The sequence below is a fragment of the Streptomyces sp. NPDC054932 genome (genome assembly GCF_053610205.1).
The window spans coordinates 1-12,696 of sequence record NZ_JBSGXU010000220.1 but is presented as its reverse complement, the minus strand read 5'-3'; the positions used below and the strand labels follow the sequence as shown (position 1 = coordinate 12,696).

Genomic DNA, 12,696 nt, shown 5'->3' with positions numbered 1-12,696 from the left:
GTCCGGGCCCCCTGCGCCGCGCACTCTTCCCCGTACCGCCCCGGCGGTGTGACGCTGTCGCTCACGGCTCCCCCCGTGGGGCCGGTCCGGCGCAGGTCGGATTCGGTGAGGGGTTCCAGCTCGCCGTGCGTGTCCAGCCAGTAGAGGAAGAAGACGGCCGGGGCGACGAGCAGCAGGGCGACGAGGCTGACCACCGTCAGCCACACCAGCGTCTGCGCATCACCGGCGGCATCCGCCACGGACAGGGACGTGGGGATGAGATAGGGGTGCTGGGCGATCCCCCAGGCGAAGACGGCCGCGCCGATGACGCCGACGGCGCTGAAGCGGGCCCAGTGCGTCCGTCGCCGCAGCACGAGCAGTCCCGTGGCGGCGAAGCACACCGCGGACACGATCGCGAGGACGAGCCCCCACCCGTGGGTCAGCCCGTGCCAGACGTGGGGGGCGTCGCCGTGGGTGACGATGAGCACGCCCACGGCCGCCACGGCGACCGCGCCGAGAGTGACGAGGGCGCGGAGCCGGAAGTAGCCGACGAGGTCGGGTGCGCCGAAGCGCGCGGCGTCGGCGGTCAGGAACACGGCGCCGAGGAGCGCGGTCCCGGCGACCGTTACGAGCCCGAACAGGAGGGACGCCGTGTTGGCCCACGCGTCCGCCGAGGCCTCGACGCCCGGCGCGATCCGGCCGGTGGCGACGGCGCCGACGGCCGCCCCGAGGAAGAACGGGGTGAGCAGGGAGGCGATGGCGAACAGGGCGCCGTACAGGCGCCGCCGGGCCAGCCGGCGCGTGGGTTTGCGCAGGGCGAATCCGGCGCCGCGCAGGACCATGCCGAGGGCGGCCAGCGCCAGCGGGAGCCACAGCGCGGTGAATACCGTCTGGAACAGCACGGGGAACCCGGTCCACATGAGGACGAGGACGAAGATCAGCCAGACGTTGTTGACCTCCCACACGGGTGCCATGGCGTGGTCGATCAGCCAGCGGGGGCGCTTGCCGCGCTCGGCCCCGCCGGCCGTCAGGTCCCAGAAGCCCGCCCCGTAGTCGGTCCCGCCGGCGCAGGCGTACGCGGCCACGGCGAGGAGCATCACGAAAGCGACGAGGTCGGCCATCAGGTGCCACCGTCCCCGGAAGGAGTGGAGCCGCGCTCTTCGCGCGGCGGGGCGTCGCCGGCCGGGACGGGCGGGCGCGGACCGTAGGGGGTGACCGCCTCCGGCGCGTCCACCGCCGCTCCCCCCGCCGCCCCGTCCGCCCGCTCGTCCGCCAGGCGCCAGCGGTCACGCATCTTCAGCAGGACCACGAGGAACGCCCCGAAGATGAACACGTACACGACGACCACCAGACCGAACATGATCCACAGGGTGGTGGAGCGGGTCGAGGTCACGGCCTCCGCGACGCGCATGTTCTGGTAGACGATCCAGGGCTGGCGCCCCACCTCCGTCGTGATCCAGCCGCACTCGACGGCGATGACGGAGCCGACCCCGGCGCAGGCGGCGCTGCGGTAGAACCACTTGGAGCGGGGCATCCGGCGATGGCGCAGCCAGACGAGGGCGTACCACAGGGCGAGGAGCAGGAGCACGCTGCCGATCCCGACCATGATGTCGAAGGCCCAGTGGGCGATCGTGGCCTGAGTGGCGTTCGGCCGGTCGCTCGCCGGTACGGAGCTCAGCCCCGTCACCTTGGTCTTCGGACTGAACCCGGCCAGGATGGAGTCGAGCTGGGGGATCTTGATGCCGCCGGAGATGGTGCCGTCCGGATGGAGCCGGCCGAAGAGGTATTCCGGAACGTGCGTGTCCGTCTCCCAGACGATCTCCATCGCGGCGAACTTCACCGGCTGCTTCTGGAACACCTGCCGGGCGATCGAGTCACCCAGCACGAACTGCACCGGAGTGGCCGCCGCGGCGATGGTGAAGGGGACCGCGAAGCCGAGCCGGTGGTAGCGGTCCCGGCGGCCGCGCAGCCATCCGACGGCGTAGACCCCCGCCACGACGTAGCCCGCCGTCACCAGCATCGCCACCACGAAGTGCCAGTACTGCGGCCCGAACATCGGGGTGAAGATGGCCTTCCAGACGTTCACGTCGACCGGGTTGCCCTCGGAGTCCAGCGAGAACCCCTGCGGGGTGTTCATCCACGAGTTGGCCGCCAGGATGCCGAAGGCCCCCAGCAGTGCGGTGGTCGGCAGCGGCAGCCCGAGCAGGAAGTGGGTGCGCGGCTTCAGCCGGCGCCAGCCGTACAGGTAGATGGCGATGAGCACCGCTTCGAGGAAGAACGCCCAGGCCTCGACGCCGAACCCGATGCCGAAGACGTCACCCCACCTGCCCATCAGACCCGGCCAGAGCAGGCCGAACTCGAACGACAGCACGGTGCCGGTGACGACGCCGATCGCGAACTGCACGGCCATCACGGCCGACCAGCGCCGGGCCAGCAGCAGGGCCGTCGGGTCGTTCCTGCGCAGGCCGCGGTAGTGCATGACCAGGGTGATGAACGGCAGCGCCACTCCCATCGGCACCAGGATGATGTGGGAGGCGAGGGTGAACGCCATGAGCTCCCTGGCCGGGAGCAGCTGGGCGGGGGCGTCCGCCGCCAGCAGATGGAGCGTGGGGTGCATACGGTCCTTCGGCGTCGGGGTGACGGATCGGGAGGGGGGATCAGCCGCCGGTGGCGAATCCCGGGAAGAGGGTCATCCCGCCGTCCACGTAGAGCGTGGTCCCCACGACGTAGTCCATGAGGTCGGAAGCGAGGGCCACGGCCGCATGGGCGATGTCCTCGGGCTCGCCGATGCGCTCGTACGGGATCAGCCGGAGCAGGTCCTCGCGGGCCTGCTCCGTCTCCCACGCCTCCCGGTTGATCGGCGTCTTGATGGCTCCCGGAGCGATCGCGTTCACCCGGATCTTCCTGGGCGCGAGCTCCTGGGCCAGGGTCGCCATCAGCATCTGCACACCCCCCTTGGAGGAGGCGTAGTTCGCGTGCCCCGCCCAGGGGATGATCTGGTGGACGGAGCTCATGCAGATGATCTTTCCGGCAGACCGGGACACCTCCGGCACGACACCGCGCCGCAGGAACTCCTTCGTCGCCTCCCGCGCGCAGAGGAACTGCCCCGTGAGGTTGACGTCCAGCACCTTCTGCCACTGGGCGAGCGTCATCTCCTCGAACGCGGCGTCGCGCTGCAGCCCGGCGTTGGCGACCAGGATGTCGATCGTGCCGAACTCCTGGACCATCCGGTCCATCATGGCCACGACCTGGTCCTCCTGGGACACGTCCGCCTCGTACGCGGCGGCGCGCACGCCGAAGGCGGAGATCTCCTCGACCACCTTCGCGGCCTCGTCCGCCCCGGCCACGTAGTTCACGACCACATCGGCGCCGGCCCGGCCCAGGCCGATGGCCGTGGCCCTGCCGATCCCGCTGTTGGCGCCGGTGACCAATGCCTTCTGGCCCTTGAGCAGGTGGGCGGGGATCACTCCCCGGGGAACGCCCTCGGTGGAACTCACGATCGACTGCCTCCTCGACTGCCCGATCCGGTCCGCCGGACCGCGGCCCGACAGGGTCCGAACGCCACCGAAGCACCCCCTTCGCGGATCGGCGTCCCGGGCGAGGCGGTCTTGGGCCACGCGGCCGAGCATCAACGCCCGGTCGGAGGAAAATCGGGGTTCAGCCCAGGCGCTCCACCAGGTGGTCGCCCACCCGCAGCGCGTTCGCGATCGCCGTGAGGGACGGATTGACCGCGCCGATGCTCGGGAAGAAGCTCGTGTCGACCACGTAGAGGTTGTCGAGGTCGTGGGCCTTGCAGTTCACGTCCAGGGCGGAGGAGGCCGGGTCCTCGCCGAACCGCACGGTGCCCGCCTGGTGCGCCGTGGCGCCGATCGGCATGCCCTTGTGGAGGTAGATGCTGCGCGTCAGCAGCTGGTGCTCGTGCATCCCCAGATGGCTGAGCATGCCCTGCAGCTTGTGGCGCAGGCGCCGCAGACCCTCGATGTTGTTCTTCTCGTCCAGCACGAGACGGATGGTGCCGTCGCCGTCGACCGTGACCCGGTTGTCGGGGTGCGGAAGGTCCTCGCCGCACAGCCAGAAGTCGACCGCGTGGTGGGCCATGACCTCGAAGGGCATGTCGGGGGTCACGGCACCCGCCCAGCGCGGCGCCTCGCCGTGGATCTGGTCGGCGTCCGACTTGCCGAGCATCTGGATGCCGCCCAGCGGATACTCCCAGTCGTCGGCCCCCAGGTACCAGTCGTGCAGGGCCAGCGTCTTCTGGAACTTCGTGTCGTTGGGCTCCTTCGAAATCGCCATCAGGGCCAGGTTGTTGTGGCGCATGTAGTGGCGGCCGACCACGTCGGAGCTGTTCGCCAGCCCGCGGGGGTGGCGGTCGTCGGCCGAGGCCAGGAGGAGCACCGCCGAGTTGACCGCCCCGCAGGCGACGACCACGATGTCCGCCGTGTAGGAGACCTCCGCGCCGTCCTCGCCCCGGGTCACGACGCTGCTGACACTGCGTCCGGTCGGGTCGGTCTCCAGCCGGACCACCCGCGCATTGGTGATCATTTCGACGTTGGGGTGCCGCAGGGCCGGCTCCACACAGATCACCTGGGCGTCCGACTTGCCGCGCACCAGGCAGGGGAAGCCGTCCACGCGGTCGCAGCGGATGCAGACGCTGGAGCTGGTCGCCCGCCCGTTCGCGTCCTGACGCAGGTCGACCCCGATGGGCAGGTGGAACGGGTGCAGGCCCCGCTTCTCCAGGTCGTCGCTCAACTGCTGGATACGCGGCTCGTGCTCGACCGGCGGGTGCGCGTACTGCGCGCTGTACGCGCCTTCCCACGGGTCCTCCCCGTGGCGCCCGTGGACCAGGTACAGGTGCTCGGCCTCGGTGTAGTAGGGCTCCAGGTCCTCGTACCGGATCGGCCAGGCCGGGGACGGCCCGCCGTGGTGGCGCAGCTCCCCGAAGTCCTCGGGCCGCAGCCGGAAGAGGGCGGCGCCGTAGAACTTGGTGTTGCCCCCGACGTAGTAGTTGACCTCGGGCGGGAACGCGTTCCCGTGCTTGTCCAGCCAGAACTCCGGGGCACGGTACTTGCCCTTCACGAACACGGCGGTGGAGTCCCAGTTGTCCCGCTCACGCGGGAGGTAGTCACCGCGTTCGAGGATGAGCACCCGTTTGCCGGAGGGGGCGAGCCGGTGGGCGAGCGTACCGCCGCCGGCGCCCGAACCGATGATGACGACGTCGTAGTGCGGGGAGTCGCCCACGGCGACCACCGTCCTTGCGCTCGTGGGCCCGCCCTGTCACCGGCCCTGCCTCTGCGCGCTGCCGGGACGCGGCAGCCACCCCACCTCTTCGAACGTATCCCTCCTTCCCGGGTGCGGCGACCGGACGCGTGCCCGCGCGCCCCGGCCGTCACAGCACGGCGATCGGGTTCACGGGCGAGCCGGTGGCCGACGGAAGTCTGAGCGGGGCCACCACGCACAGGAAGGACCAGCGGCCCTCGCGGGCGCACACCCGGGTCAACTCCTCGAACTGCAGGTAGTCCATCAGGTGCAGACCCATCGCGTGCACCGCCAGCACGTGCACGGGGAAGCCGACCCCGGCCACCGCACTGGGCGCGGTGTCGTTGTTGCCGTCCGAGCCCAGGGCGGCCACCTGCCGCTCGGCCAGGAACCGTACGGCCTCGGGATGGAGGCCGGCCCGCGCCTGCGCGGCGTCCCACGCGCCGCGCTCCTGACGCCGCGGGCGATGCCCCACCCGAACGAACAGCAGGTCGCCCGGCCGGACCCGGACCCCCTGGGCCGCCTCCGCGGCACTCAGGTCGGCGGCGGTCACATGCTCCCCGGGCTCCAGCCAGGGCACGCCCCGCAGCTGCGGAACGTCCAGGAGCACACCACGGCCGACGATGCCGTCCCGGACGAGCTCGACGGAGAGCGCACCGGCGCCGCGGGACGTCACGCTGCCCGCCGGCACGCCGTTGTAGAGCTCCCCGTCGAACAGCACGTGACACAGCGCGTCGAGATGACTGTCCGCGTCCCCGTGCACGTTCATCGCGAACCGGTCGCGCGCGAAGTGCAGTCCGTCGCCGCCGCTCTCACCGGTCTCACCGTCGGCGGGCGCGATCATCCGGTGGCGGGCCGGCTCGGGATTGTCCGGGCCGGGCAGGGTCTCGATGGGCGCGGCGAGGGACACCGTACGTCCGGATCGGACCTCGGCGGCGGCGGCCACCACGCGGTCGGGCGTCAAGTGGCCGAGCGCACCGCGCCGGTCGTCGGGGTCGCGCGCGCTCCGCTCGCGCAGTTCTTCGTACAAGGAGCGGAAGGCGTCGGCGGTCATCCGCCGCGGCGTCGAGGGCCCGGTGTCCGCGGTCACCAGGTACCCCACGGCGTCAGGCCCCACCGCAGGACATGGCTGTCGCCCGGTGCCAGGACGGTGAGTGCCGTGCCGCTGCGGAAGGCGTCGGCCGGGCAGGACATCGGCTCGACGGCGACCCCGCGCCGGCGCCGCCCGGGCTCAGGCAGCGTGTCCCCGGTGTACACCTGCACGTACCGAACGCCCTCCATGAGCCGTACGTCGATGCCGTGCCGTCCCGAAGGATGGGCCAGCCGTACCGCGCAGTGGCCGGCCGGATCCCGGTCGAGCTCCGTGTACGCGGTGTCCAGTGGCGCCGCGCCGATGGGCCGGGCGGTGCGGAAGTCGTACGCCGTGCCCTCGACCGGCTCCTCGCCGCCGGTCGGCAGGCCGTGTTCGTCACCGACGAGGCGGTGGCGGGCCGGAACCGTGAGCAGCGCGGTGTCCACCAGATCGGTGCCCACGGTCAGATAGGGGTGCTGGCCCACGCCGTAGGGCGCGGCGGTGTCCCCGACGTTGGTGGCGGCGACGGTGGTCTCCAGCCCCTGCGGGCCCAGCCGGTACTCGGCGGAGACCTCCAGCCGGTACGGGTATCCGGGCTGCGGGAAGAGGACGGTGCCCACCGTGACCACGTCCTCGCCGCGGCCGAGCAGCCGCCACGGTGTCCATCTCAGCAGGCCGTGGATGGCGTTGCCGTTCTCCGGTTCGCTCAGGGGGAGTTGCAGGGCCTCGCCCCCGAACCGGTAGCGCCCGCCGCCCACCCGGTTCGGCCAGGGCACGAGGAGCTGCCCCCGTCCGCCGGTGATCCGCTCCTCGGCGGCGAACCCGTCGAGGAGCGGCCGCCCGCCCACCTCGTAGTGGCGCAGGGCGCCGCCCAGCTCGACCACCACGGCCGCCTGCGCGCCGTGGCGCAGCCGCCACTGTTCTCCTGATGCCGTGGGGGGCATGTGCGGCTCCTCGGTCGGTGCGGCGGGGTCCGTGGGGATGTCGCCGGCGGTGCCGGCCCGCCCGCGGAGGCCGAGCTGTGCGAGGACGGCTGCGGCCACGGCTTCCGGCGGCGGGCCGACATCGACGACACAGGTGCGCTCGTCGGGCTCGGGCTCCTGGAGGTCGGCGAACTGGCTGTCCAGCAGCCGCGCGGGGAAGAAGTGGCCGTGCCTGGACAGCAGCCGGGACCGGATGAGCTGCCGGGAACCGTGGAGGTGGACCAGCCGTACTTCGGGCCGCCCTGCGGCCAGTTGGTCCCGATGGGCGCGCTTGAGGGCGGAGCAGGCGACGACCGCGGGTTCCCGCGTCGCGATCCGCCGGTCGATCCATGCCGCGATCGTGGCCAGCCAGGGACGTCTGTCCTCGTCGGACAGGGGCTCGCCGGCCGCCATCCTGGCCCGGTTCGCCGCCGTGTGGAAGTCGTCCGCGTCCTGGTGGGCCCAGCCGAGCCGGTCGGCCAGCAGCAGGGCCACCGTGGACTTTCCCGACCCCGCGACGCCCGTCACCACGACCACGGTCACGGGCGCCGGCGCCGGGCCGTCCGGATCGGAGGGCGCGGATGCGGCGGGAGGCGCGCCGGCGTGCGGCGGCGCCCGCATGGGCCCCTTCCCGTGGTGACGCGCCATACGGCCTCCTCCGCGCTGTACGACCGGCCCCGCCCGGGTACTTCCACTTTCGGCGCAGGCAGGCCACGGCGCACTTCGGCGATCACGCGCGGCGGGCGCCCCGCACGATCGGCAGGACGGGCCCTTGCGGGGAAAGCGAGCGTGGCGGGTGCGCGGAGGACGAGCGCCCCCGATAGCGGGGTGCCGTCAGGGGTGAGGAAGCGGCCGCGCACGGTCACAGCAGGTAGGGAAGGGGGCGGAGCCGGCCCCGTCCTCGCCTCACCAGGATGCCGTGCACGGTCGCCGGCGCGAGTGTGACGCCGTGCAGCCGCTGTGGGTCGGCGGTGAGCCGGGCCGGCCCGTGCTTGGTCTGCCGCCGCAGCGCCTCCACCAGGTCGGCGATGTCCTCGGGGTGCGGGCGGGACCGGTGGTGCTCCTGGACTCGGCGGCCGCGTCCACCGGGAGCCCTGGGATCTCAGGGCTCCCGCGTGAGCGGCTGTGCGTGGCGTCAGCGTGCGAACTTTTCGATGGCCGCCGGGGTGACGGGGGTGAAGAAGTTGACGAGGTTGCCGTCGGGGTCGCGGAACAGCAGCGACCGGTTGCCCCAGGGCATCGTGGTGGGCTCGGTGACGAAGTCGGTGACGAAACCGGTCAGGTTCTGGTGAACGCGGTCCACGTCATCGACGAGGAACTCGGTGATCACGCTGTGATTGTCCGCCGGGCGGGCGGAGCCCGGGGCGAACAGCGGGACGGTGCGGGTGCCGGCGATCGCGAGGGTCGCGCCCGCGGTCCGGAGTTCGGCGAAGTCCTCGGTGGCCCACGTCGCCCGCGCCCCTGTGGCTCGCTCGTAGAAGTCGACGAGGCGCGCGACGTCGCTGGTGATGATGCGGATCGAGACGAAGTCCATGGGAATCTCCTTGGCTGTGCTGGAGGCGTGCTCGTCGCAGGCTAGGAGAAATAGTGGACAGAATCGGTCCTGTATTCGCGTTAGGCTGCCGACATGCCTCGACCGACCGGCCGCGTGCTGACACTCCTGGAGCTGCTGCAGTCGGGCGGCACCCGGACGGTGGCCGAACTCGCCGACCGGCTCGGCGTCGAAGGGCGCACCGTGCGCCGGTATGTGGACCAACTGATCGACCTCGACGTGCCCGTGGAATCGGTGCGCGGCCGCTACGGCGGGTACCGGCTGGCTCCCGGGTACCGCCTGCCTCCGCTCATGCTCAGCGACGACGAGGCGCTGGCCGTGGTGCTCGGCCTGGTCGCGGGCCGCAGAGCAGGGTTGACGACGACGGAGCGCACGGCAAGCGAGACGGCGTCGGCGAAGATCCGGCGGGTGCTGCCCAAGCACATCGCCCGTCGGGTCGACACACTCCTGGAAGCTCTCGCCTTCACGGAGCAGCCCGGCGAGTTCGACACCCCGGACGCCGGGGTCCTGCTCACGATCGCCGATGCGGTGCGCCACCGCCGACCGGTCTCGATCCGCTACACCGACCGTGACGGACGGCGCAGCGAACGCACGCTGCACGCGTACGGGATCGTCGCCCATGCGGGCCGGTGGTACGTCACGGGCAAGGACGCCCGGATCGGCGAGGACCGAACCTTCCGGTTCGATCGCATCGCAGACGCGCGGACCCTGCCCGGCTCGTTCGAAGCGCCAGTGGGTCCCGGTCCGGAACAGCGCGTGTTGTCAGGGTTCGCCACGGCCGGGTACCGGCATGAGGTGACCTTGCGGATCCACGGGACGGTTGAGCAGATCCGCGCCCACCTTCCGGCCGGCGTCGCGAGCCTGGAGGAGCACGAGTCCGCGGCCGGCGAGGACCGCGCGGCCGAGCGCTGGCTGCGCGCCGAGCTGCGGGTGGAGCGGCTCGACTGGCTGCCCCCGGTACTCGCCTCACTCGACCGGCCGTTCGTCATCGAGCGCCCCGATGAACTCCGCGACCTCGTCATCGCGCTCGCCGATCGCCTCACGTCCTACGCCGCCGAGCCTGACCGCGAGGAACCAATGTCATGAGATGGCACACCTAGGGAGCGGACACGACCTAGAGGCGGCGGGTCATCCAGACGTCGTCGACGTAGGTTCCGTCGATGAGGAAGTGTTCCGGCAGGACCCCGGCGACGGTGAACCCGCACCGTTCGTAGAGCCGCCGCGCCGGCAGGTTGTGGCCGAGGACGCACAACGTCATGCGGCGGGCCCCCTCGGCCCGGGCGGCGCGGCAGGCCGCCTCGACGAGAGCCCGGCCGACTCCCGCGCCGCGGACCGGGTCGAGCACGCCCAGACCGCGGATCTGGCGGACGTGCCCGTTCGACTCCAGGCCGGTGGGCGAGCCCTGCGTGATGTACCCGACGGTCCTGGGACCGTGCTGTGCGAGGAGAAAGCCGCTCACGGGGCGGCGTTCGTCGAAGACGACCCCGTTGGGCGGGGGGAGGGGCCCCGGTTCGCTCAGCGGAGACCACACCGTGCGCTGGAGCGCCAGCACCTCGGGTTCATCGTCCGGCCGAGCCGGTCGAATCGTCACGTCGAAAAGCGGCATGCCGCCATGGTATTCGCGTGATCCCACGGGGCCCGGTGCCTGCTGTGTGCTCCATGAAACGGTGGGAAAGTCCGCGCTGCCGGAACCGACTTGGCCCGGCCGGCCGTGCTGTGGTGAGGGCCCCGCAGCGCAGCGGTGCCGGAAGCGAACGGAGAGGTGTTCCATGCCGAAGTATCGCGCGGTGGTGGCCGGAGCCGGGATCGGCGGCCTCACCGCCGCCCTCGCACTGCACCGCCGCGGCTGGCACGTCACCGTGTGCGAACGCGCCCCGGAACCACCCGTCACCGGCGCCGGCATCGGCCTCGCCCCCAACGCCCTGCGCGCACTCGACAGCATCGGCGTCGACGCCGCCCGCGCGGCCGGCAGCGCCGTACCCGCCACGATGGGCCTGCGCCGCTCCGACGGACAGTGGCTCACCCGGACCGGCACCGCGGACATGGCGGCCCGCTACGGCATGCCGCCCATCGCCGTCCCGCGCCCGGCCCTCACCGCCGCCCTGGCCGCCGCCCTCCCGCCGGGGGCCCTCCGCAACGGCACCACCGTGACCGGCGTCGACGACGCCACGGGCCGCCCCACCGTCCGCACGGCAGCCGGCCCGGACCTGCCCGCCGATCTGGTCGTCGCCGCCGACGGCATCCACAGCTCGCTGCGCCGCGCGTTCTTCCCCACCCACCCCGGGCTGCACTACATAGGGGAGACGGCCTGGCGGACCATCGTGGACGCCCCGGACCTGCGGATACCGGCCATGAGCGAGACCTGGGGACGGGGGGAACGGTTCGGGGTGACCCCGCTCTCCGACGGCCGGTTCTACCTCTACGCCACCGCGGTCGTCCCGGCCGGCGGCCGCTGCGCCGACCCCCGGGCCGAGCTCCGGCGGCGCTTCGGCTCGTGGCACGACCCCATTCCGGCCCTGCTGGAGCGCGTCGAGCGCCTCGAACCCGCCGACGTCCTGCAGAACGACCTCTACGACCTGGCCGCCCCGCTCCCACGCCTGCACCACGGCCGGATCGCCTGGCTCGGCGACGCTGCCCATGCGATGGCCCCCAACCTCGGCCAGGGCGGCTGCCAGGCCATCGAGGACGCGGTGGTCCTCGCGCACCTGCTTCCCGACGGCGTCGGCGAGGACAGTGCCGGCTCCGTCCCGGCCGCCCTCGCCGCGTACACCGCCGCCCGGCGCGACCGCACCGACGCCGTACGCGTCCGTGCCCGCCGCGTCGGACGCCTGGGCGCCCTGCGCAACCCGCTCGTGGTGGCCGCCCGGGACCTCGCGGTGCGGGCCACCCCCGCCCGCCTGGCCCTGCGCGGCCTGGACGACCTCTTCAACGGCTTCCGCCTCCCGGCCTAGGAGGTCACGCGGGCGGCCGGGTGCTGCGGTCCTGCGGTCCTGCGGTCCTGCGGTCCTACGGGGTGGTGCGGGCCGGGAAGGTGAAGCTGTAGCCCTGTGCGGTGAGCCAGGGGAGGTACTGCTTCAGCGCCGCGACGGTCTCGCTGCGGTCGCCGCCCCCGTCGTGGAAGAGGACGGTCGGCTGCCGGGGGAGCTTGCCCTCCAGGGCGGAGATGAGCGCCGGCAGGCCGGGCTTGCTCCAGTCCTTGGGATCGACGCTCCAGCCCAGCGGCCGCATCCCGCTCGCTGCGGCAATCGCCCGGCTCGCGGGGGTGAAGGCCCCGCCCGGAGCCCGGTAGTAACTGACGGGAACCCCCGGCGCGGCCTTCTCGATCATGGCCTTGGCCTCGAGTATCTGCTGCTGCTGGTAGGCGACGGGCTTGTGGTCCATCGTCACGTCGTGGTCGACGGAGTGGTTGCACAACTGGTGCCCCTCCGCGGCGACCGCGCGCACCAGTTCCGGATACTTCTGCGCCTTCGTCCCGATCATGCAGAAGGTGGCCTTGACGTGGTTCTCCCGCAGCGTACGCAGGACCTGGGGCGTCCACCGGGGGTCCGGGCCGTCGTCGATGGTGATCGCGACGTCGCGGCCCTTGCCCTGCGCCAGCCGGGAGATCTCCAGCGGTACCCCGGCGGCGCCCTTGGCGGCGGCTCCGGGCGTGCCGGCCTGCGCGGCGGAACCGGCGGGAGGTACGGCCGGGGACCGGCCTGCCGATCCGTCCGTGGCGGCGAGGGCCGGTGTACCGGCTGCCGTCAGGAGGCCGAGGACGGCCGCAGTCGCGACGGATATCGCCCGCCGACGACGTGCGGAGCTGCTGGTGATGCCCATGGACGTGTTCTTCCTCTGTGCTCAGCCCCCGGGTCTCGCGTTGCCCGGTCCAGGCT

Annotated in this window: 12 protein-coding genes; 2 read left to right on the top strand and 10 right to left on the bottom strand. The window is 72.5% G+C overall.

Annotation, left to right across the window (positions count from 1 at the left end; translation table 11 throughout):
- The 8 genes from ACWGE1_RS35825 to ACWGE1_RS35790 form a co-directional block, all read right to left on the bottom strand.
- On the bottom strand, positions 1-1,100 hold a 1,100-nt coding region (locus tag ACWGE1_RS35825), incomplete at its 3' end, for a cytochrome d ubiquinol oxidase subunit II (RefSeq protein WP_453424642.1).
- A complete protein-coding gene (locus tag ACWGE1_RS35820; protein WP_453424641.1) occupies positions 1,100-2,596 on the bottom strand; it encodes a cytochrome ubiquinol oxidase subunit I in 1,497 nt (498 codons plus the stop codon). The genes ACWGE1_RS35820 and ACWGE1_RS35825, both read right to left, overlap by 1 nt.
- A 40-nt stretch (positions 2,597-2,636) precedes the next feature.
- Positions 2,637-3,431: an SDR family oxidoreductase gene (locus ACWGE1_RS35815; RefSeq protein ID WP_453424644.1), complete on the bottom strand. Its 795-nt coding sequence runs from the start codon at positions 3,429-3,431 to the stop codon at positions 2,637-2,639.
- 205 nt (positions 3,432-3,636) lie between these two features.
- Positions 3,637-5,217, bottom strand: a complete 1,581-nt coding sequence (locus tag ACWGE1_RS35810; protein ID WP_453424640.1) for a GMC oxidoreductase — start codon at positions 5,215-5,217, stop codon at positions 3,637-3,639.
- Positions 5,218-5,365: 148 nt separating this feature from the next.
- Positions 5,366-6,289: a cyclase family protein gene (locus ACWGE1_RS35805; RefSeq protein ID WP_453424643.1), complete on the bottom strand. Its 924-nt coding sequence runs from the start codon at positions 6,287-6,289 to the stop codon at positions 5,366-5,368.
- A 32-nt stretch (positions 6,290-6,321) separates the two neighbouring features.
- Positions 6,322-7,917, bottom strand: coding sequence for a gluconokinase, GntK/IdnK-type (locus ACWGE1_RS35800; protein WP_453424639.1), 1,596 nt, complete (start codon positions 7,915-7,917; stop codon positions 6,322-6,324).
- A gap of 214 nt (positions 7,918-8,131) precedes the next feature.
- Positions 8,132-8,287: a hypothetical protein gene (locus tag ACWGE1_RS35795; RefSeq protein WP_453424638.1), complete on the bottom strand. Its 156-nt coding sequence runs from the start codon at positions 8,285-8,287 to the stop codon at positions 8,132-8,134.
- A gap of 117 nt (positions 8,288-8,404) precedes the next feature.
- The gene (locus tag ACWGE1_RS35790; RefSeq protein WP_257857693.1) at positions 8,405-8,803 is read right to left on the bottom strand and encodes a VOC family protein; all 399 of its coding nucleotides are present in this window, start codon (positions 8,801-8,803) and stop codon (positions 8,405-8,407) included.
- Between the two features lie 93 nt (positions 8,804-8,896).
- Here ACWGE1_RS35790 and ACWGE1_RS35785 point away from each other — a divergent pair, with 93 nt between their 5' ends.
- On the top strand, positions 8,897-9,907 hold the full coding sequence (locus ACWGE1_RS35785) for a helix-turn-helix transcriptional regulator (protein WP_453424637.1): 1,011 nt from the start codon (positions 8,897-8,899) through the stop codon (positions 9,905-9,907).
- A 28-nt stretch (positions 9,908-9,935) separates the two neighbouring features.
- On the opposite strand, the gene ACWGE1_RS35780 is transcribed toward ACWGE1_RS35785, so the two are convergent.
- On the bottom strand, positions 9,936-10,427 hold the full coding sequence (locus ACWGE1_RS35780) for an N-acetyltransferase family protein (protein WP_453424636.1): 492 nt from the start codon (positions 10,425-10,427) through the stop codon (positions 9,936-9,938).
- Positions 10,428-10,590: 163 nt separating this feature from the next.
- Here ACWGE1_RS35780 and ACWGE1_RS35775 point away from each other — a divergent pair, with 163 nt between their 5' ends.
- A complete protein-coding gene (locus ACWGE1_RS35775; protein ID WP_453424635.1) occupies positions 10,591-11,772 on the top strand; it encodes an FAD-dependent monooxygenase in 1,182 nt (393 codons plus the stop codon).
- Between the two features lie 55 nt (positions 11,773-11,827).
- Here the strand turns inward: ACWGE1_RS35775 and ACWGE1_RS35770 are convergent, their stop codons facing one another.
- Positions 11,828-12,640, bottom strand: coding sequence for a polysaccharide deacetylase family protein (locus ACWGE1_RS35770; RefSeq protein ID WP_453424634.1), 813 nt, complete (start codon positions 12,638-12,640; stop codon positions 11,828-11,830).
- Positions 12,641-12,696: the final 56 nt, after the last annotated feature.